This is a genomic window from Falsiroseomonas stagni DSM 19981 (assembly GCF_900114315.1).
Lineage (GTDB): Bacteria > Pseudomonadota > Alphaproteobacteria > Acetobacterales > Acetobacteraceae > Falsiroseomonas > Falsiroseomonas stagni.
Genome location: NZ_FOSQ01000004.1, coordinates 291,396 through 312,776, shown reverse-complemented (window position 1 = coordinate 312,776; position 21,381 = coordinate 291,396). Strand labels below are relative to the sequence as shown.

Here is a 21,381-nt window from a genome sequence, read left to right as displayed (position 1 = left end):
CGCCGCGAAGGCGCCCCCCGCCCCATCACCTTCCCGGGATCACGGGGCAGCCGCGCCGGCCGCGATTCTGCTGGCCAGGCGGTCTTGTTCGCTCTATGTTCCCGCCATCACCATCCGACCTGTGTCCGCCCCCCGAAGGCAGCGCGAAGACCCCACTAAAGACGTCTAATCGGCTAAATCGGCTAAACCCGCCTTAGGGTTATGTGACCTCAATGGCACAGCCATGGCGGCCATCAGGCGTAGGGTTCGCCATCCCCGCGGGACCAGAGGTAGTGGCCCGGCAGCGCGACGGTGGTCATCGCCTCATGAGTCAGCGGGGCGGAAAGCTGGATGTCGCTGTTCCGGTCGATCAGTGGCTCCAGCATGCGGACGACGTAGCCGAGGCGGGTGAGGAAGTCCCACATCTCCTCGAAGGCGGCGCGCCGCCGATCGCCGAGCCGCGCGTGATGGGCGGCGCTCCAGCGGGTGAGCAGGCGGAGGTCGGGCGAGGCCGCGATCACCCGCTGCGCGCCCCGCAACGCCAGCGGCTCCGCACCGCCGAGGTCGAGTTGCAGCAGGTCGATTCGCGGCAGGGCGAGGAGGTCGGCGATGTGGTCGATGGTGCTGGTACGGGCGGTGAAGGGCACGGGCAGGCAGGCCCCCTTCCCCCAGCGCCCCTCGGAATCCACCAGCCGGCCCATGGTGGCGGCGGACCAGCGCCCATCGGGGGGCAGGCCGGGTTCCCCCCCGCCTTCCGCGGCTGGGCAGCGCGGCGGCAGGGTGGCCAGGCGCTGCGGGTCGAAGCGGCAGGCGATGTCGCGCCCGGCCTCGTCCGACAATGCCCGGGCGAAGACCTCCGTATGGCCGTGGCTGCCGTTCCAGTGCAGCGACTTCAGCAGGAAAGGCAGCAGATGCGGATTGGGCTCCACCGCCACGACGCGCCCGGCCGCGCCCACTCGGCGGCCGGCGAGGCAGGCGAAATATCCGAAGCCCGCGCTGGCCAGCAGGCAAATGTCGCCCGGACGCAGCAGCTTCTGCATCAGGCGGGTGGTCCAGGGCTCATGCACGCCGTCGCGCAGCACCCCGATCGCGACATCGATGTTGAAGGCGGGGACAACGACGAATCCGCCCCAGGCGGTCTCGACCATCACCTCATCGACGCCGAGCGGCACCATCCGCCGGGGCGGCATGGCACGGTCGTCCTGGCGGAGGGCGAGGGTACGTTCGTCCAGCGTGCTCATGGCGGCTCCTCCTGCGGTGCGCGGCCGGCGGGGGCACCCCGTGCGGCGCGATGCGGCATGCGGGCGGCCTGCCCGCGGGGACGTAAGGCGATGGTGGCGCCAGCGGCACGGCTCCCGGATCATCCCGCTTTCACAACCTGATATCTTTTTTGACGCATCACGATATCGCGATGCATGCTGGCCTGATGGTCCCTCGCCCGCCGCGAGATCGTTCAAGTCACCGCATCCTGCACGTTCATGTTTGCATTGATACGGCAACCCAAGGTAGATCGATTCGAGACGACGTCAACACAACTCTGAGGTCCGACGCGAAAATGCGACGATGGGAAGACAGGAGTTTTTCCAAAATGAATACTACTCGTAAAAATAAAGACAATTCCTGGTCGGGAGGTGCTGGCGGTACCCCGGCAGGTGCGGCGGTGCCGCCTGTGTCGCACCCGCGGCCCCTTCTGGCCCCGCGATGACGGCGATGTGGCGCCGAGTCGGCCCTTGCCTGGCCTGGGATCGCGCCCATCGCCGCCCGGCCGCGGGGCGTCGCGCCGGCAGGCGGCCGGCCCCGGCGGATGCCACAAGCGCAAGCCCCGTCCGCGACATTCTCGCGCAGCGTGTAATCGAATCAGATGTTTGACGCTCTGCGGCGATTCACGGCAAAGAGAGCGGATGGGTTCCAGCGGTGTCCACCGCCCGGAGGTTGCGATGGATAGCCACATCGATCGCCTGGCGGCCGCGTGCGGTCTGCGCCACTTCAGCTACCGGGCCTTCGGCGCGCCGGAGATCGTCGTCGTGCAGCGCGTGCCGGCGCCGGAGCCGGAGCCCGCCATCACCCTGGCGGAGGAAGCCGCGGCGCCGGTGGAAGCCCCCGCAGCCCCGATCGCCGCGCAGCCCCCTGCCCCGCCGCTTCCCGCGGCGGCATCGCCACCCATCCGCCTGTCGCAACCGCCCGAGGAACAGGCCGCCGGCACTGGCCTGCCGCCCCGCCGCGCGCCGGTGGTGCTGCCGCCGCCGGAGGCCCCCGTCATCGCCGCCGCTGCACGTCCCGCGACGCGCGTCCCGTCCGGCCGCCCGCCCGTGGTCCTGCCGGAACCCGATTCCTTCGACCCGATCATCGCCTTCCGCGGGCGGGATCCGCGCGGCGCGGCGGAACGCCGCGCCTCGCCGCCGGTCCCGCCGCCGCCCCGGCGCGATGCCCCGCCCCGGCGCTTCGCCCTGCTGGATGAGATCGCCCCATCCGCCGCACGCCCGCCCGTGCCGTCCGATCGCCGTATGCCCCCGCCGGCCGCGCCCGGCCGACCCTGAAGCGAGCCCGATTCGTCCATGCCGCTCATCGCCTTCGTGTCTCCCAAGGGGGGTGTCGGGAAGACAACCCTGGCCGCCAGCGTCGCCGCCGTGCTCGCCGCTCGGGGGAACGAAGTCATCGCACTCGACCTCGATCCGCAGAATGCGCTTCGCCTGCATCTCGGCGTGCCGATCCATGAGGAGAGCGGCTTCCTCGCCGGCCTGCCGGACGGGCTGCGCTGGCAGGATGCGCTGCGCCAGACCCGCGCCGGCGTCGGCCTGCTGCCGCATGGCCATACGGAGCCGAAGGCATCCCTGGACCTGACGAGGCTGCTGCTGGAACGCCCGGACCTGCTCGGCCAGCAGGTGCGGGAGATGGTGGCGGCACCTGGCCGCGTCGTCATCGTCGATGCCGCGCCGGGGCCTTCCCCCGCGCTGTCCGCCGTGCTGCCGCTGGCGGACATCATCTGCGTGGTGCTGCTGGCCGATAGCGGCTCCGCCTCCCTCATCCCTTCCGTCGCCAGTGGCCGCTTCCTCGGCCGCGGCACGCTGGCGTCCCGCGCCGCGCTGAAGGCGATGCTGGTGCTGAACCAGGTGGATCTGGGCGCACCGCTGTCGGATGCGGTGCTTGAATTCGCGCAGCAGGCCATGGGGGATCGCCCCGTCAGCGCCATCGCACGCGACCCGGCGGTGGCGGAAGCCCTGGCGGATCGCCGGCTGCCGGTGGAAGCGATCGGCCCGGGGTCGGAGGATATCGCCCTGCTGGCGGAAACCCTGGCCCGGCGGCTCGACCTCGGCGCGCCGCCGGCGGAGAAGGATCGCGGCCGGCCCAGCTTCTCCGCCCTCACCGCCTGGGGGTTGCGCCGTTGATCCGCGCGGCCACGGAGGGAACCCTGCCGCTGCCGGGGCGGCTGCTGCGGGGCGTGCTGATCGCACTCGGCGCCGTCGCGCTGCTCATCGTCATCACCGTGCCGCTGGCCGGCGAACAGCAGGCGGTGCTGACGCTGCTGGGCGCGGCGGCCTTCATCATCCTGAACCGCTACCGCTCCCGCCGCGTCACGGTCTTCCTGGTGATGCTCTCGGTCGCCATCACGTCGCGCTATCTGTTCTGGCGCGTGACGCAGACGATCGAGTTCGAGAGTGTGCTGGGCGGCCTGATGTCGGTCGGCCTGCTGCTGGCGGAAGTCTATGCCGCGGCGCTGCTGTTCCTGTCCTACGTCCAGCTGACCTGGCCGCTGGACCGCAAGCCGGTGCCGCTGCCGGCCGATGTGAACGAATGGCCGACCGTCGATGTCTATGTGCCTTCCTACAACGAAAGCCTCGACATCGTGCGGCCGACGGTGCTGGCCGCGATGAACATCGACTGGCCGCGGGACAAGCTGAACGTCTACATCCTGGATGATGGCAGGCGGCCCGAATTCCGCGACTTCGCGGAGCAGGTGGGCTGCGGCTACGTGATCCGGCCGGACAACAAGGGCGCCAAGGCCGGCAACATCAACCACGCCCTGAAGCACACCGATGGCGAGTATATCGCCATCTTCGATTGCGACCACGCGCCCACGCGCGCCTTCCTGCAGATGACGGCGGGCTGGCTGGTGCGGGACAAGCGGATCGCCTGCGTGCAGACGCCGCACTACTTCTATTCCGCCGACCCGTTCGAACGGAACCTGGCCCGCCGCCGGCGCGTGCCGAATGAGGGCCTGCTGTTCTACGGCGCCATCCAGCCGGGCAATGACCTCTGGAACGCCGCCTTCTTCTGCGGCAGCTGCGCGCTGATCCGCCGCACCGCGCTGATGGAAGTGGGCGGCGTGCCGCACCAGACGGTGACGGAGGATTGCCACTGTTCGCTGCTGATGGCGAAGAAGGGCTGGCACAGCGCCTATATCCGCCTGCCGCTGGCGGCCGGCCTCGCGACCGAAAGGCTGTCGATCCATATCGGCCAGCGCATGCGCTGGGCGCGCGGCATGATCCAGATCCTGCGGCAGGAAAACACGCCGATGATCCGGGAGCTGAGCATCACCCAGCGGCTCTGCTACTTCACCGCGGGCTTCAGCTTCCTGTTTGCCCTGCCGCGCATCGTCTTCCTCACCTCCCCGCTCGGCTTCCTCTTCCTGGGGGAGAACATCATCGCGGCCTCTCCCACCGCCATCCTCGCCTATGCCGGCAGCCACATGATCCACGCCTTCGGCACCGCCGCGCGGCTCAACGGCACCAACCGCCATTCCTTCTGGTCGGAGATCTACGAAGCCTCGCTGGCCGGCCCGCTGGTGCGCGTGACCATCGCCACGCTCTGGGACCCGCTGAAGGGCAAGTTCAACGTCACCGACAAGGGCGGCATGGTGGAGCACGGTTACCTCGACGTGCCCGCCGTCATGCCCAACCTGGTGCTGCTGGGCCTGCTGCTGATCGGCGTCTCCATCGGCATCTACGGTCTCTTCACCGCGCCGATAGGGTCGCTGGAGTTCCAGGCCTATGCTCTGAACACGCTCTGGGCGACGCTCTGCCTGGTGCCGGTTTCCGCCGCCGTGGCGGTGGGGGTGGAGCGTGAGCAGATGCGAGAGCGCGCGCGCATCCGGTCCGACATCCCGAGCGAGATCGTGCTGGAGGATGGCAAGCGCATGCAGGCCGTCACCACCGACATTTCGCTGTCCGGCGCCCGGCTCGTGCTGGACCGGCCCCTCGGCGTGGCGGATGAGGCGAAGTGCCGCATCGCCTTCCACTCCGGCGGCGAAATCCAGGAGGTGCCCGCCACGCTGCTGCGGTGGGAGGACAATGAGGCGGTGGTGCGGTTCGAGGTCGCGGATATCCGCGACGAGATGGCGCTGGTTCGCGTCTTCTTCGGACGGCCCGACGCCTGGATCGAATGGGATCACTGGCCGCGCGACAAGCCGCTGCGCGCCCTGAAGGATGTGGTGGGCGCGACGCGCGATGCGGTGTTCCACCGCTACCGCTTCCAGATGCGCAAGCCGCCGAAGCGCCTGCCGCCCGCCGCCATGGCGGCCGCCGCGGTCGAACGCAAATCCGATGTGGTGCGGCCACGTCGCCTGGCGGACCGGGCGAAGGACATGGCGGCGGGGCTGCTGCTGGCGCTGTCGCTCGGCCTGGCCGGGCCGGCGCTGGCGCAGAACGCGCCGGCGCAGTCCCAGCCCCAGGGCCAGACCCAGCGCCCCGCCAGCCGTCCCCCGGCCGCGCAGCCACCCGCCCCGACGCCCGCCCCGCCGCCCGCCGTCCGCACCGGCCCGCCGCCCGCCGCGCTGGCGCCGGCGCTGGGTGCGCTGCCCCTCGCGATCGAAGCCGCGCCGCTGGCGGAACCCGCGCCCGCGCCTGCCCCGCCGCCTCTGGCGGCCGCGCCACCGCAGGCCCGGGCGGCAGTGCCGCCTTCGCCTGCGGCATCGCCCTTCGCGTCCTCCGCCACGCGGGAAGTGCGCTTCACGCTGCGGGAACTCGGCCTGACCGGGCCGATGCAGTTCCGTGGCACGGCCGACCTCCAGGGCGTTCTGTTCGGCTTCTCCCGCGATGAGGTGGTGACCCAGGCGCGGCTGGTCGTGCAGGGCGGGTCCTCCGCCCAGCTCATCCCCTCCCTGTCGCAGATCTCGGTTACGCTGAACGAGCAGTTCGTCGGCAACCTCCCGCTCGACCCCGGCCGTGGCGCCTTCGGGCCGGTGGGGTTCGACCTCGATCCGCTCGCCTTCGCGGAGCTGAACCGGCTGAACTTCCGCTTCACGGCGCGCTACACGCCGGAATGCAACGACCCGCTCTCCGGCCTACTCAGCGCCAACGTCTCCGACCTCTCGACGCTGACGCTGACGATCGAGCGCCTGGTGCCGCAGCGGGACCTGGCCCGGCTGCCGGAGCCGCTGTTCGACCGGCGGAACCTCCGCCAGGGGCTGACGCTGCCGGTGGTGATGGCCTCCGAATCCGGGCCCTCCGCGCTGCGGGCCGCGGCCATCGCCGCGTCCTACTTCGCGGTGGAGGCCGACTACCGCGGCGCGCGCTTCCCCGTCTCCCGCTCCATCCCGCCCAGCGGCAATGCGGTGGTGCTGGCGGCGCAGCCCGATGCCATCCCGAACCTGACCCTGCCGCGGTTCGAGGGTCCGACCCTCGCCCTGATCGCCAATCCCACCGACCCCTACGGCACGCTGCTGGTCATCGGCGGGCGGTCGGAGACGGAATTGGCCCAGGCCGCCATCGCGCTCGCCGCCGGCGGGGACACCTTCGGGGGAGAGGCGGTGCGCCTGTCCGGCCCGCCCATCGTGGCGCCGCGCCGGCCCTATGACGCGCCGCGCTGGGTGGCGCCGGACCGGCCGGAGGAATTCGGCAGCCGGATCGATCGCAACGACCTGCAGGCCTATGGCTATTCTCCCGGCACCATCCGCATGCCGCTGCGCACGGCGCCGGACCTGCTGACCTGGGCGGGGCGGGGCATTCCGGTCGATATCGAATACCGGGCGCCGGGCGGGCCGATCCTGGATGTCGCGACATCGCGCCTCGATGTCTCGCTCTCCGGCGTCTTCCTGAAGTCGCTGCCGCTCGCCCGCGGGGATCGGTGGTGGCTGCCGGATTTCCTGGCGCCCTACGTCACCGGGACTGTGCTGCCGGACGCCGCCGTGCGGCGCGGGCGCGTGATGGTGCCGACCTACCTGCTGGCCGGGCAGGACGAGTTGCAGTTGCGCTTCGACATGCGCCCCTTCGCCCGTGGCGACTGCGTGGGCGTCCCGGGTGACATCCGCGCGTCGATCGAGCCGACCTCGACCGTCGATGTCTCCCGCGCCTGGCGCTATGCGCGGATGCCCTCGCTGGGCTTCTTCGCCTCCTCCGGCTTTCCCTTCACCCGGATGGCGGACCTGTCCGCCACCACCGTGATCCTGCCGGAAGCGCCGAACACGGTGGAGACGGGGGCCTTCCTCGACCTCATCGGCTCCATGGCCGTGAAGGTCGGCCTGCCGGCCACGGGGGTGCAGGTGGCCTTTCCGGCCGGCGCGGCCAGCCAGGGGAACCGCGACCTGATCGTCATGGGCACCTTCGGCCGCCAGCCCGCCGCGGCAACGCTGCTGCGCAACAGCCCCGTGCAGGTGGCACAGGACCGCGTGAGCATCGCCGCGCCGGATGCGCTGGCCGATATCCGCGCGCTGTTCCTGGACCAGCCAGGCGGCGCCGAACGCCGGCGCGCGTCGGCGGCGCTGTCGGAGGTCGGCGAATCCCTCGCGGTGATCGTCGGCACGGAAGCGCCGGAAGGCGGTGGGCGTTCCGTGGTGGCGCTGCTGGGCGCGACGCCGGCGGCGCTGGCCAATGCCGTCGCTACGCTGCGGGACCCCGCCACGGCGGGGCAGGTGCAGGGCGACCTGGCGGTGCTGAACGGCGTGCGCGTTACGACCTTCCGAACCAATGCCAGCTACACCGTCGGTGAACCGCCCTTCTGGATGGTTCCCTACCTGCTGCTGGATGAATCACCCTGGCGCGTCGGATTGCTGATGCTGGCAGCTGCCCTGCTGCTGGCACTACCCTCCGCCTGGATGCTGCGTCGCCGGTCCGCCATGCGGCTGCGCGCGCGAACGCCGAAGGACCACTGAGACGATGCGCGCCCCGCTCCGCCTCGCCCTGCTGGCCTCCGCCCTCGCCCTGCCCGCCGCGGCGCAGGAAGCGGGTGGCGGTTCGCCCGCGATCGCCATCCTCGTCCGGCAGGCGGAGCGCTGGCTGGCGCAGGACCGGGTGGACCTGGCCGTGGCGCCGATCGAGCGCGCCCTGGCGGCGGAGCCCAACAACCCCCAGGCGCTCGCCGTCGCCGCGCGGATCGAGGTGGCGCGCGGCAACCGGGAAGCGGCCAGCGCCTATCTCGCGCGCCTCGGCCAGGGCGGCAACCGCGCCCAGGTGCAGGAGGTGCAGGACGCCATCCGCGCCAGCGGCGTGGACCGCCAGGGGCTGGAGGAAGCGCGCCGCCTGGCAAGCGAAGGCCGCGCCGCCGCCGCCGTGCAGCGCTACCGCGCCCTGTTCGGCAACCAGGCGCCACCCGATGCCTATGCGCTGGAATACGCCCAGGCCCTCTCCGGCGCGCCCGCCACGCGGCAGGAGGGGATCGAGGCGCTGTCCCGCCTGGCGGCCCGCCCCAACGCCACGGCACGCGCCCGGCTGGCCCTTGCGCAGGCGCTGACCTTCGATCCGGCGACGCGCCTGCAGGGCATCCAGCAATTGCAGGCCCTGGCGGCGCTGCCCGAGGTAGGCGGGGAAGCGCGTCGGGCCTGGGCGGCGGCCATCGGCTTCTCCGGCAACGACCCGGCCATGCTGCCCGCGGCGGAAGCCTTCCTCCAGCGCTACCCCGACGATCCCGAGATGCGCCGGCGGGTGGAGACGCTCCGCGCCTCGACCCGCACCGCCGCGGCGCCGGACCCGGAGGCCGCGGGGCGGCAACTCGCCTTCCAGCGGCTGGAGGCCGGTGCTATCGGCGACAGCACCCGCCGCTTCCAGGAATTGCTGGCGCGCGACCCGAATGATGCCGACAGCCTCGGCGGCCTCGGCATCATCCGGCTGCGGGAAGGCAATTTGGCGGAGGCGCGGGACCTGCTGGGCCGCGCCATGGCGAATGACCCGCAGGGCGGCCGGCAATGGCAGCGCGCCTTCGAAGGCGCGGCCTATGGCGACGAACTCGCCACCGCCCGCGCCCTGCTGCGCCGCAACGACCTGGACGCCGCCGAGACCACCGCCCGTCGCGCCGCGATCCGTGAGGTGGATGACCGGTCCGACATCGAGACCCTGCTGGGCGACATCGCGATGCGCCGCAGCGATCCGGTGGCGGCGGAGGCCCGCTACCGCGCCGCCCTGTCCCGCCGCCCGGGCTTCCCCCCGGCCCAGGCCGGCCTGACCCAGGCACTGCGGGCCCAGGGGCGCGCCCCGGAGCCGCGCGCCGCCGGGGAACCGCGCATCGCCGCGGTGCCGGAAGGCGATGGCTTCCGGGCCGAGGGCGGCACGCCCCCCCTGCCCGCCGCCGCCGCCGCCTTCCGCGCCGAAGCCGCCCGCGTCGCCGACCCCGGCGCCGCGGCGGTGCTGCTGCGCAACGCCATGGCGGCGGCGCCGGAGAACCCCTGGATCCGCCTCGACCTGGCGCGCGCGCTGCGGCGCCAGGGGCGCGGCTCCGAAGGCCGGGCGCTGGTGGAGGAACTCGCCTCCCGCACGCCGACGCCGGACAACATCTACGCCGCCGCCCTGCTGGCGGAGGAGGACGGCCGGACGCCGGATGCCGACGCGCTGCTGGCGCGCATCCCGCAGGGGCGCCGCACGGCGGATATGGCGCGGCTCGCCACCCGCATCCGCACGCAGCGGGAGGTGGTGGCCGCGGCGGCGATGATGGCGGCCTCGCCGCTCGATGGACGATCCCAGCTGCTGTCGCTGGCCGCGCGGCCGGACCCCACCGGCAGCACCGCCGGCGCCGTCATCCGCGCCTTCTCCGATGCCAATGACCGGATCGGCGCGGCGGAGGCCGGCCGCGTGGCCGTTGTCGCCAATCGCGGCCAGGTGCCGGCGCGCGTCGCCATCGCCGGCGCCCTGCTGGCCGCGGGGCTGGAAGCGGAAGCCACCGCGGTGGCAGCGGAGATCGAAGCCGGCAACCCGAGCGCCGAGGTGCGGCGGGATCTGGCCGTGCTGCGCAGCGGCGCCGCCATCCGCGCGGCGGACCGGCTGAACGAGGCCGGCGACCAGGTGCAGGCCTTCGAAAGGCTGCGCCCCGCCCTCGCCCAGCCGGAGAACCGGGACGCGCAGCTTGCGCTGGCCCGCCTCTACCTCGGCGCCCGGCAACCGGCGGAGGCACTGCGCGTGGCGGAGGCGACGCTGATGCGCGACCCCCGCAACATCGATGCCCGCCGCACGGCCATCGAGGCCGCCATCGCCACCGGCGACCGCGCCCGCGCCGCCAGGCTGCTGGCGGAGGGGCAGAGCGCCATGCCATCCGACGCCCGGGTGCTGCTGCTGGAAGCCCGCGTCGCGCGGGATGCCGGCGATGGCCCCCGCGCGCGCCAGGCGCTGGAAGCGGCGCTGCGGCAGCGGGCGGCAGAGCTTGGCAGCTTTACCCGCGGGCCGGCGCCGTCCGGCCTGGTCGGCGCCAGCGCACAGAACCCCTTCGGCCGCGCGGCCAGCACCGCGAGCGGGGCCACCACCGGCGCGCCGGTGGACCGCCTGACGCGGGAGATCGAGCAGGAACTGGCCTCGCTGCGCGACGACATCGGCCCAAGCATGGCGGCCATCGTCGGCGGCCGGATGCGGTCGGGCGACAACGGCCTCGACAAGCTGGCGGAGGTCTCGACGAGGCTGGAGGCGGTGGTGACGGCGCCGATCGTGGGCGGGCGCCTGACGGTCTTCGCGGAGCCGACCGCGATCGATTCAGGCTCGGTCGAGAATTCCACCCAGGCGCGGCGGCGCTTCGGCACCGCGGCGCTCTCCTCCCCCACCGCCCTGCCGCCGATCCCCTCGGGCTCCGCCGCCGGTGTCGGCCTCGGCGTGGCGTATCAGCGGGGCGACTGGGGTCGGATCGACGTCGGCTCCACCCCCATCGGGTTCCCGACCTCCAACATCGTCGGCGGGGTGGAGATCTCGCCCCGCATCACCGATGACGGCATCCGGCTGCGCTTCACGGCGGAACGCCGGGCGATGAATGACAGCGTGCTGTCCTATGCCGGCGTGACGGATACGCGGACGGGGGCGAGCTGGGGCCCCGTGCTGCGCACGGGCGGCCGGGCGCAGGTGGAGATCCCGCTGGGGTCGGGCTACGGCTATGCCGGCGGTGGCTACGCGATCCTCGATGGCAGCGGCGTCGTCTCCAACAGCCGGATCGAGGGTGGCGCCGGCGTGTCCATCCCGCTCTATCGCAGCGGGGACACGGAAATCCGCACGGGGCTCGACCTCGTCTACCTCGCCTATCAGCGGAACCTTCGGTACTTCACGCTCGGCCATGGCGGCTATTTCTCGCCGCAGCAGTACACGGCGCTGAACCTGCCGGTGGACTACCGAGGGCGGAACGGCGACCTGACCTACCGGCTGGGCGCGACGCTGGGCTACGCCGCATGGCGGGAGGATTCGGCGCCCTATTTCCCGAACGATGCGGGCGCCCAGGCCAGCCTCCAGTCCCAGGCGAATGCCACGGCCGGCACGTCGGAGGCGGTGTCCGCCACCTATCGCGGCCAGTCGCAGGCCGGCGCCGTGGGTGGTATCCGGGCGGACCTGGACTATGCGCTGAATGACAGCCTCTCCATCGGGGCCGCGCTGCGCTACGACAAGGCCTCCAACTTCGACGAGACGCGGTTCCAGTTGCGGCTGCGCAACCGGTTCTGAAGACGGTTCAGGCGGCGCGGGGCGCCGCCCGGATCATCGTGCCGATGTCGTGCTGCGCGCGGAAATAGGCGATCGTCCGTCGCAGCCCGTCCTCCAGCCCCACTTCCGGCACCCAGCCCGCCAACTGGCCGATCCGCGTGATGTCCGGCCGGCGCTGGCGCGGATCATCCTGCGGCAGGGGCTGGGATTCGAGGCGGGATCGCGACCCTGTCAGGCGAATCACCAGCGCCGCCAGGTCCAGCATGGTGAATTCGCCGGGGTTGCCGATGTTGATGGGCCCCACCGCCGCGGGATCATTGGATTCCATCAGCGCGACCAGCGCCGTCACCATGTCGTCCACAAAGCAGAAGGACCGGGTCTGGCTGCCATCGCCGAAGATGGTCAGCGGCGCACCCGTCAGCGCCTGCATGATGAAGTTCGACACCACGCGCCCGTCATTCGGATGCATGCGCGGGCCATAGGTGTTGAAGATGCGCGCCACGCGGATCGGGACGCCGTGCTGGCGGTGGTAGTCGAAGAACAGCGTCTCCGCGCATCGCTTGCCCTCGTCGTAGCAGGCGCGGGGGCCGATGGGATTGACGTTGCCCCAGTAGCCCTCGGGCTGCGGATGCACCTGCGGATCGCCATAGACCTCGCTGGTCGAGGCCTGGAGGATGCGCACCTTCAGCCGCTTCGCCAGGCCGAGCATGTTGATGGCGCCCAGCACGCTGGTCTTCGTCGTCTGCACCGGGTCCTGCTGGTAGTGGATGGGGGATGCCGGGCAGGCCAGATTGTAGATCTCATCCACCTCGACCGAGAGGGGGAAGGTCACATCGTGGCGGATCAACTCGAAATACGGGTTGGCCAGCATCCCGGCCACATTCTCCCGCACCCCGGTGAAGAAGTTGTCCACGCAGATCACGTGGTGCCCGGCCTGTAGCAGGCGCTCGCACAGGTGGGAGCCGATGAAGCCGGCCCCGCCTGTGACCAGCACGCGACGGCGGAAATGACGCATGGCCCGCAAATCCCATTCTAGGACGGGCGACCTTCGCAGGAAGTGCTGAAGGGATTCCCAATGCACACGGCTCAGCCGATGGTCAGGACCGCGCCGACGGCGCTGCCCTGCAGCCGGTCCACGCCGATCTGCGTGGCGGCGGGCAGGTTGTCGCCCAGAACGCCATCCACCATCACGCCCTGGCACGGGCCATCGACGATCAGGGCCGGTCCGCTGGTGCGGCCCGCACCTTCCCGCGTGTCGCGCGCGGTGATGTCGCGCAGCACGGTGCCATGGCAGTCCCGGCCGAGGCGGATTGCCGGGAAGGCCGCCGGCCGGCTGCCGGAACCATCGAGGGCCATGATGCCGCGGAGATGGGTGTTGCGGCAGCCCGGCGCCAGCAGGACCGCTTCCATCGCCATGTCCTGCGCCCGCAGGCCGGAGACGCTGAGCCGGTGGCATCCGTCCTGCGCGGCGACGGCGCGCTGCGCGCCCTGGACCGTCAGGTCGGAGACCGTGCAATCGACCGCCCCGCCGCGGCCATGCCCGACCACGACGGCGGGGGCCATCGGCCGGTTGCGCACGACGCCGGACACGCTGATCCGCCTGGCGCCGAAGCCGAAGGAAAAGGCGGGGCTGCGGGATTCGCTGCCGCCGCCGTCATGGCTGATGTCGAAGCGAAGGTCGCTGCTGCCGTTGACGACGATCGGGCTGTCGCAGCGCCCGCCCCGCCACGTCACGTCGCTGACGCCGGGTTCCGAGAAGAAGCCCCGGCCGAAGCTGTTGTCCACGCTGGTCTCGCCGATCGCCAGGTTGGTGGCGTGGGTCACGTGGATGCCGATGCCGCCCTGGGCCTTGCCGTTGACGATGTGGACGCCGGTGACGTTGACGTTGCGCGTGCCCTGCTTGATGCGGATACCCGCGACGCTGTGGGTCGAGCCGGAGCAATCGATCAGCCCGTTGGCGATGCTGATGTCGCCGCAATCGCCGCCGCCGATGTCGATCACCTCCCCATTCCGGGCCAGGCTGCACCGCCGGAAGGTGAAGCCGGACAGGTGGAAGCTGCGGACGTTGAAGTTCAGGTCGATGGCCTCGTCGTGGAGGTCATATCCCTGGATCCCGGTGGCGACGACATCCTCGATCCGGTCATCCGGGCCCGCGCCGGCACCGATGACCGATGTGCCGCCGCGCGCGACGATATCCATCAGCCGTGCCTGGCGCGCACGCTGGAACCAGATGCTCCGCCCCTCCTGGATGCGAAGGCCGCGGGCGGAAAAGCCGGCGGCATTGCCCCGGACCCGGACCGGCGAACAGCGCCGCCCCAGGGAAAAGCCGATATCGGCCAAGGCGAAGTCATCCGCCCCGTCAACGTCGAAGACACCCAGGCTGACGGCAGGGAAACGCGGCACCTCGATCAGGCGCGGCCCCCGGACCAGCACCCCGGGCGCCGCCGCGATGGGCGCCACGACCTGGATCGGGCGCCCCTGCGGCAGGATCACTTCGCCGCCCACCGCACCATTGTTCCGGCGGAGATAGTCGATCGCGGCGGCAATGGCCTCTCCGGCCGAGCGCCCCGCTGTCTCGAACTGCGTGAATGCCACGCGTTCGCGCAGTTCATCGCCAATGGGCCGTAGCCGGGCATCATCCCCGGCCGCCTGGCGGAAGGTGGGGATGGTGTTGAGGTATGCCGCGGCCAGGTCGCCATGGGTGGACAGGCGCCAATCCCCGGCCTGCAGCGCGAGCGCGCCCTGCCGGGCTGCGGCGGCGCCCTCCTCCGCCGCCAGCGGCGCCGCGGGCAGCAGGCGGGACTGTGCGAGGGATGGCGCCAGGGATGGCGACGGCGTGGCTGTCGCCTCGGCAGCGAGCGCGGAGGTGGCCGGCGCCGCCGCCAGGGGCAGGAAAAAGGTTGCTCGACGAGCGAGGAGGTGACGGGACATGGCGGTTAACTCCCGGCGAGACCCATGCAGACACGCGCCGCCGCGCCCCCGCCCTGCGCCGCGTGTCGTACGGCGCCACGGCCGCCACGGGGCAGCGGCGAAGGCTTGAACAGCCGGTTCGGATATGCTCACTACCCACAGGCGAATGGAAGCGGGCACAGGTTGTGTCCGCCGCCGCGTCCCGCGCGTCTGGTAGGATGCAGGGACCGGCTGAAGCCAATCTACCCGGACGGGGCTGCCGATCACCCCGCGCCGCCTGACTGTTACGCTACCTGACTGTGGTATCCCATCAAGGCTTGATGTGCCTGGCTTCTGCCCGGGCCCGCAGCATTCTGGCTCAACAGAGACGAAAGCAGGTCATCAATGAAGCAGGGTATCGATGCTGTCCTGGCGCTGACCGACCGCAAGGAGAGGTTCGCTGCCCTTCTGGCTCTGTTGGAACCGGGCGACATTGTCGTCGACTGCGGCGCCAACATTGGTTCCGTCGCAGCCCGCTTCGCAGCCCGCGGCTGTGTCATGCATTGCTTCGAACCGGACCCCCTTGCCTTCGGGATGCTGAAGGATCGGCTGGCCGGCAACGCCAGCGTCACGCTCCACAACAAGGCGGTCTGGAAGGAAGCGGGCACCGCGAAGCTGTTCTTCCACGAGACGCGGGAGGAGGCATCAGTGGAGCGAACCCAGTCATCATCCCTGCTCGCCGACAAGATCAACGTGGACGGTAGCGGCGGCCATGACGTGGAACTGGTGGATTTCCCTGCCTTCCTGCGGGCACTTCCCGCACCGGCGGCGGTGCTCAAAATCGATATCGAGGGTGCCGAGGGCGAACTGCTGAAGGAAATCCTCGACCAGAACCTCGAAGATCGCTTCAGCGTCTGCCTGGTGGAGACGCATGAGCGGAAGGTCCCTTCCTCTCGCGAACCGATGAAACATGTCCGCAACGTGATCGCGGAGCGCAACCTCAACCACATCTTCCTCGACTGGAAGTGAGCCACGCCGTCTCGGTTGCCACGATCTCGGCTCAGTATCGGACAGACCGCGGTGACTGACGAAGTGCCTGCCAGGCTCGCCACCCTGCTCGGCATCGATCCTCGCCATCTGCGCGATCGCCGAACGCCGCGCGACCCTGCGACGCATGGCATCGCGGCGCTCATCGACCAGACACGGATCGTCAATCCTTTCGGTGCCGGCGCCGATGCCAGTGCGACGGGCCGCGCCGAGCTGGGCCGCATGATCGCCACGCATTACGGGCGCGGACCAAAGGCCTGGGACGCCAGGCTTGCGGATACGACAAAGCGTTTCTTCACGGGGCGCATGGGCCGTTTCTACTCACCGCTCGACGGCGCCGTGCTTCCAGCGGTCGGCGAGTTGTTCGGCTCGCGCCTTCGATGGCTGCAATGGGTCGTGCTGCAGCATGCGCCTCTGCGCATCCTCATCCTGGAGGCAAACTCCCCCATCTGCATCTGGTACCCGGAGCAGCAGACGCTGCTCGCCTTGCGGGAGAACACCTCCACCTTCGCGCTTTCCTTCCGCCAGCTTCTTCATCTGGTGCTTGAGCAGCCGGCCGCCTTCCTCGCCTGGCTGGACGCGGCCGGCCGGCCGACAGCGCGACGCGCCTTCATCGTCGGGGAGGCACGGCCCTCCCACTTCATGGCGCAGACTCTCGGATTTCTCGAACGGAACCTCGAAGAACTCATCCTCCCGTTCCTCAAGGCAGGACATCTCCTGACGGTCCTGAGCGACCGGAGTTTCGTGGACCCGCTTCGCGTCTTCCCGGAACTTCGGAACTACCCGGTCCTCGCCGTGCCGCTGGAGCAAGCGCCCGCCATCCTGTGCAGCCTCGGCCTCCAATGCCGCCTGAATGACAGGCGCATCACGAATACCAGCTTCGGCTGGGTCTCCCGTCTTCGGTCGGCTGACACGGGGCAGGAGGGGCGCCGCGTCCTCGGCGTCCTGGTTTCCGTCGATGCGGAGCGGATGCGCTTCGACAACCAGATCCCGGCCTTCGCGGCCTGTCTGGAACGGCTGGGCCGGGAAGCGGCCAGCCTGGGTGCGTCCCTGACCGTCTATTGGGATGGCTGGACTGTCGCGGCGGGCAATGTGCCGGGCCCCAGGGACCACGCCGTCTGCGGCCGGATCGCCAGCATCGCCACCGCCATCCGTGAGGCCTGCCCCGCCCGGTTCGAGGAAGTCGTGCTGTATGGGCGGTCCATCGAGGACAAGATCGGCCTCGCCACGGATTGCCGGATCGCGCTGGCGACCTACGGCACGGCCACCATCCTGCCGACCTGCGCCCTGGCGGTTCCGACCATTACCTATCATATCGAATCGGTGGTGAACGACGCCGTCATCCGGTCAGCCCGCTACCTTGACCCCGCGCATGCCTTTACCGTGCCCGCCAGTGCCGTCACGGCCGTGCCGCCGATGGACGAGCAGGCGCACCGGCAACGCTTCCATGTGGAGATCCCGGCGCTGCTGGCCGTGCTGGAGGAGGTGCTCTCACGCGGCCCCATCCTGCCGCTGGAGCCTGGCTGACAGTCACCGCCCCCTCCCCAGTGCGCGGCGAACTAGGAAATACTTCTTGCACTCGACCCCGAAGGCGTCCTAGTTAGGCAGGCCAAGGCCGGAGGTCTGCCCGCATTGCCCTCACAGGGCATCGCGCTCGGCACCGTCGCTTCGCCCCCTAGATCCAGTCAATCCGCCGTCCTTTCACGGACCATCCCGGCCATCACCCGGGCTGGCCCGGTCGCACATGGGCATCCGCATGCCCAGGTCATCGGGGCGGCATGCCAGGAAAGGTTTCGCATGACTGCCGCCATCCATGCCGTCACCGGCATCAGCAACGCCACCGGCCGTCCCCTTGTCCTCGCCGGCGTCCTCCGATCCCCCCTGACCCTGCAGCGGGCGCAGGTGGCGACGCTGGCAACCGCGCAAGCCAGCAATGGCGCGACCTGGGCGGAGTTCGGGGGGAACCAGGCGCGGACGCATGGCAGTGCGTCCCGGCTGCTGGTCGAGGGGCAGCGGGCCAACCTGCTGCGGAATCCACGCTGCGAAGGTGCCGTCATCGGCACGCCGGGCACGCTGCCGACCTTCTGGTCTTTTGCCGGAACACTCGGCCTGTCCACGGCGGTCACCGGCACCGGGGTCGAGGATGGGTTGGCCTATGTCGATATCCGGTTCTTCGGCACGCCGACCTCGACCGGCACCGTCCAGGTGAACCATGACGTCGCCTCTCCGGCCAGCGACGGCCAGGTCTGGACCTACTCCCTGTTCAGCCGCGTCTCCGCCGGGAGCCTGGCGAATGTCGGCAACGCCACGCTCGCGGCGACGGCAGGCACCGGGACCACCAATGCCACCTACACCCTGGCCTCGGCCACGCTGGGAACGACGCGGCGGTCTGCCACGGTGACGGCGGCTGGCGGCGCCACCAGCATCATCGTCCGCTGGCGGCTCGCCGTGACGTCCGGCCAGCCGGTGGATGTCAGCGTGCGTTTCGCCGGAATCCAGTTGGAACAAGGCCCCGCGGCATCGACACCGATCCTGCCGCTCGCGGGTTCCCCGGCCTCCGTGACGCGGGGCACCGACCTGGTCAGCGCCACCCTGTCGGCGCTGGGCATCGCCGGCAACGGGCGCGCGACGCTCGGCTGGTGCGGCGTCATCCCCCAGGCCGCCGGCGCCGGCGCATCCCAGACACTGCTGCAGATCGATGGCGGGGACGAGAACAACCGCTACACCGTTCTCAACGCAGCTGGCGGTTCCGTCATCCGGCTGCAGCGGGGGCTGGCGGGCGCCACCGCGCAATCCGATGCCGGCAGCATGACCGCCGGGACGGTGTTCCGGCTTGGACTCAGCATCGATGGCGCCGGCAGGGCCGCCTTGTCGCTGAATGGCGGGGCGCCGATTGCGGTCACGGGTGGTGCGGTATCGGGCCTGGCGGCGCTCCGCCTTGGCACCACCGCGGCGGGGCTGGCGGCGATGTTCGGCGAGACGCGCCACCTGCACCTGCTGCCGTTCACCATCGCGGATGCCCGCCTCGGCGCCTTCACGGCAGCCCTTCCCGGATGACCCAGCAGGGGCGGCAAGGGCTTCCGGCTTTCGCGTGGCCGTGCATTCCCATACTATGGACTGCGAAACGCTTGCCGCCTTGGAGATTTCAACGGGCATGACCGACGTCGCAGCCTCGGAAAACGTGAATGCCCGGGACGGGAAGTCCGGCAGGCAGGGCGAGGTGCGGCATGAGCAACTGGTCCGGCAGCTTGATGCGCTGATCAAGGCGGGACGGACGGAGGATGTCCTGCCGCTGGTCGCGGCCCTGCCTGCCGACGCGGTCCCTCGGCCCGTTCTTCTGCGCAAGGTCGTGGCCCTCCTGATGCTGGGCCGGCTGGCAGATGCCATCCCAAACCGGGCCGCGCTGATCGACGGCGTGACGGAGACCGAGGCGCATCGCCTGGTGATCGAGTTCTGGAGGGTGGCGCGCCGTTGCGCGGCGATGGGCCGAGGGCCAGAGGCGACCTTCGCCGCCGACGCCGCGGCGACCCTGCTGGGGCGCTTCGATCTCCTGCCCACCGTGCCCGACCGGCAGCTTCTTGAAGGCCTCCAGGCCGACGCGATCAATGGCGGCGGTGAATTCGCCATCGCGATCCTGGGACACCTGCTGCATCGAGGGATCGAGCGGTCCTTCTTCATCAAGTTCCTCGCCGGCCTCGGTGGATCGCGGCCGCATCTCGGTGGCAAGCGGCCTCTCGATGTCCTGGCGGCACGCGCCAGGGCGGTGGCAGAACAGCCGGATGCGGCACCGCTCCTGCGCGAAGGCGCCGCTCTGATGCTCTATGCCGCCCAGGATTTTGCCCGCGCGGTGACGGTTGCCGAGGGCGCGCCCGCCGGGAGCCTGGCAGCATTGGTGGCTGCGGATGCCGGCAAGCGCGTGAAGGTCAGCGACCAGATGCGCCGGCGCGCCGTGGCGCCGGCGAAGAAGGCGGCACGCGCGGCAAAGGATCATCCCCCGTTCATCGTCGTCCATCGCGGCGGGCAGGACTACGTCGCGCTCTGCGCGGCGTCCCTCGCCCTGCAGAACGGCGCCAACAACGTGGTCCTGCTGGGCGACGATACGACCGCGACGATCGGGATCGGCCGCTATGCCGCGATCAGCGACTATTTCGAGTCCGCCGCCGCCTTCGCGCCCAGCTACGTGCACCACTCCGTCAGTGAACCCATCTATGGGCTGTTCAGCTTCCAACGCTGGCTCGTCGTCGAGGAATTCTGCCGGAAGAACCGCATCGACCAATGCGTCGTGATCGATAGCGACGCCCTCGCCTTCTCCTCGGCCAGCGAGATCATCGCCGCCATGCCGCCAGGCTACGGCATGAATGACTGGACCTGGACGACGACGGTGCGAGACCGCATGGCACTCGCCGGCCTGGCTGATTGCATGCGGAGCGTCTATGCGCGGCCCAGGGACGAAATCATCCCCTTCGTGAACAGCCTGGGTCGCATGGTGACAGGCCGGGAGGCGCGCAGCTTCCAGGACATGCACATGTTCTACCACTACCGGGACACCACCAAGGGCGTGGTGGTCAGCCAATATGCCCAGCTCTTTCATGGCGGTCTCGACCAGGCTTCGACACTGGATAATGGCCTTGAGGTCGGCGCACCGGGCGAACTGGCGCCGATCGTGCTCGGACGGGCCCTGAAGCGGCCCTACCTCCAGGATGGCCGCCTGCATTTCCGGGAGGAAGGCGGCGCACAGCGCTTCATCCGCTTCCATACGGTCCACTGCCAGGGCCCCGCGAAGGCCGTCCTCCACCACTACGCGGCGCTGATGCTGCCAGGCGCCGAAGGCACCCTGGCGGCCTGGGAGTCCCATCCCGCGCCAACGCTGAAGGCATCTACGATGCCGGTGAGCGCACCAGCGCCCGAGGCCGCAGCATCGCAGCCCGCGAATCCGACGTTGAAGCAAGTCCCCAACCTGCGCTTGCCGGAACATGCGGCGTTGAAGGAGCGGCTGCGGGGCTTCGTCAACGCTCTCGCCCCCCTGGGCCTGCAGGTCTCGCTCCGGCTTGCCGATGGGCCAGTTCTGACGGCCGGCAGCGAGCTCCGCCTGGAGTTGGAAGTCCACAATCCCGGCGCGCGCGGCTATCCGGACGCCTTCGAAGGCTACGCCGCATTGCTGGCCGGCTTTGTCATCACGGCGGAGGCCGCCGATGGCATCCGAAAGGTCGCCGAACCCCGCTGGGCGGTTCCGGAAGGCGGCTTCCCGGCGGGAGCGACCGTGACACTCACCGGAACACTCCCGACCTCCAAGCTCGCGCCCGGACGCTACAAGGTCTCCGCCGATCCGGTCTTCGAATACATTCGCTGGTTCGAGCGGAATGTCGATCAGCGCCCAACCCTGACATTCGAGGTCGTGGCGACTGCATCGGCGGATAGCGCAGACGCCGCGGCATCAACGCAGCATCCCCGTCATGAAGCGCCGCTCGACCGTGGTTTCAACTCAAGCACTGAGACGCAAGGCAAGTCCCGCGTCGAGGTCGGCCGCCGATAACGGACAGACACCGTGCGATCCCAAATGCACGAGCATTCGGTCGTCCTACCCCGCTTGATCATGGGGAAAGCGCCGATCGGCAGCGGAGCCATCACGGAACCTATGCGGCCGCTCGGTGTCGGA

11 protein-coding genes are annotated in these 21,381 nt (G+C 70.6%); 8 read left to right on the top strand and 3 right to left on the bottom strand.

Annotated elements, in window-relative coordinates:
* Positions 1–233 precede the first annotated feature (233 nt).
* Positions 234–1,220, bottom strand: a complete 987-nt coding sequence (locus BM041_RS13870; protein ID WP_092960391.1) for an FkbM family methyltransferase — start codon at positions 1,218–1,220, stop codon at positions 234–236.
* 696 nt (positions 1,221–1,916) lie between these two features.
* Here BM041_RS13870 and BM041_RS13865 point away from each other — a divergent pair.
* From BM041_RS13865 to BM041_RS13850, 4 genes are read left to right on the top strand one after another with little or no spacing between them, the layout of a single operon-like run.
* On the top strand, positions 1,917–2,516 hold the full coding sequence (locus BM041_RS13865) for a hypothetical protein (protein WP_092960389.1): 600 nt from the start codon (positions 1,917–1,919) through the stop codon (positions 2,514–2,516).
* An 18-nt stretch (positions 2,517–2,534) separates the two neighbouring features.
* Positions 2,535–3,365 carry a cellulose synthase operon protein YhjQ/BcsQ gene (locus BM041_RS13860; protein WP_092960387.1) on the top strand — a complete coding sequence of 277 codons (831 nt, stop codon included), beginning with the start codon at positions 2,535–2,537 and terminating at the stop codon, positions 3,363–3,365.
* Positions 3,362–8,065: a UDP-forming cellulose synthase catalytic subunit gene (bcsA, locus tag BM041_RS13855; RefSeq protein ID WP_092960385.1), complete on the top strand. Its 4,704-nt coding sequence runs from the start codon at positions 3,362–3,364 to the stop codon at positions 8,063–8,065. Before BM041_RS13860 ends, bcsA begins: the two co-directional genes overlap by 4 nt.
* Before the next feature lie 4 nt (positions 8,066–8,069).
* Positions 8,070–11,810 (top strand): cellulose synthase subunit BcsC-related outer membrane protein, encoded by a 3,741-nt coding sequence (locus tag BM041_RS13850; protein WP_092960383.1) that lies wholly within the window; start codon positions 8,070–8,072, stop codon positions 11,808–11,810.
* A gap of 7 nt (positions 11,811–11,817) precedes the next feature.
* Here the strand turns inward: BM041_RS13850 and BM041_RS13845 are convergent, their stop codons facing one another.
* The gene (locus BM041_RS13845) at positions 11,818–12,804 is read right to left on the bottom strand and encodes a UDP-glucuronic acid decarboxylase family protein (protein ID WP_092960381.1); all 987 of its coding nucleotides are present in this window, start codon (positions 12,802–12,804) and stop codon (positions 11,818–11,820) included.
* A gap of 71 nt (positions 12,805–12,875) precedes the next feature.
* A complete protein-coding gene (locus BM041_RS13840; RefSeq protein ID WP_092960379.1) occupies positions 12,876–14,720 on the bottom strand; it encodes a hypothetical protein in 1,845 nt (614 codons plus the stop codon).
* 363 nt (positions 14,721–15,083) lie between these two features.
* Between BM041_RS13840 and BM041_RS13835 the strand changes: the two genes are divergently transcribed.
* The 4 genes from BM041_RS13835 to BM041_RS13820 all read left to right on the top strand — a co-directional run bounded on the left by BM041_RS13835 (position 15,084) and on the right by BM041_RS13820 (position 21,258).
* Positions 15,084–15,707, top strand: coding sequence for an FkbM family methyltransferase (locus tag BM041_RS13835; protein ID WP_092960377.1), 624 nt, complete (start codon positions 15,084–15,086; stop codon positions 15,705–15,707).
* Between the two features lie 51 nt (positions 15,708–15,758).
* Positions 15,759–17,252 carry a hypothetical protein gene (locus BM041_RS13830; RefSeq protein ID WP_092960375.1) on the top strand — a complete coding sequence of 498 codons (1,494 nt, stop codon included), beginning with the start codon at positions 15,759–15,761 and terminating at the stop codon, positions 17,250–17,252.
* Positions 17,253–17,522: 270 nt separating this feature from the next.
* Positions 17,523–18,782: a phage head spike fiber domain-containing protein gene (locus BM041_RS13825; RefSeq protein WP_092960373.1), complete on the top strand. Its 1,260-nt coding sequence runs from the start codon at positions 17,523–17,525 to the stop codon at positions 18,780–18,782.
* Positions 18,783–18,879: 97 nt separating this feature from the next.
* Positions 18,880–21,258 carry a hypothetical protein gene (locus BM041_RS13820; RefSeq protein ID WP_092960371.1) on the top strand — a complete coding sequence of 793 codons (2,379 nt, stop codon included), beginning with the start codon at positions 18,880–18,882 and terminating at the stop codon, positions 21,256–21,258.
* The last annotated feature ends 123 nt before the right edge of the window (positions 21,259–21,381 follow it).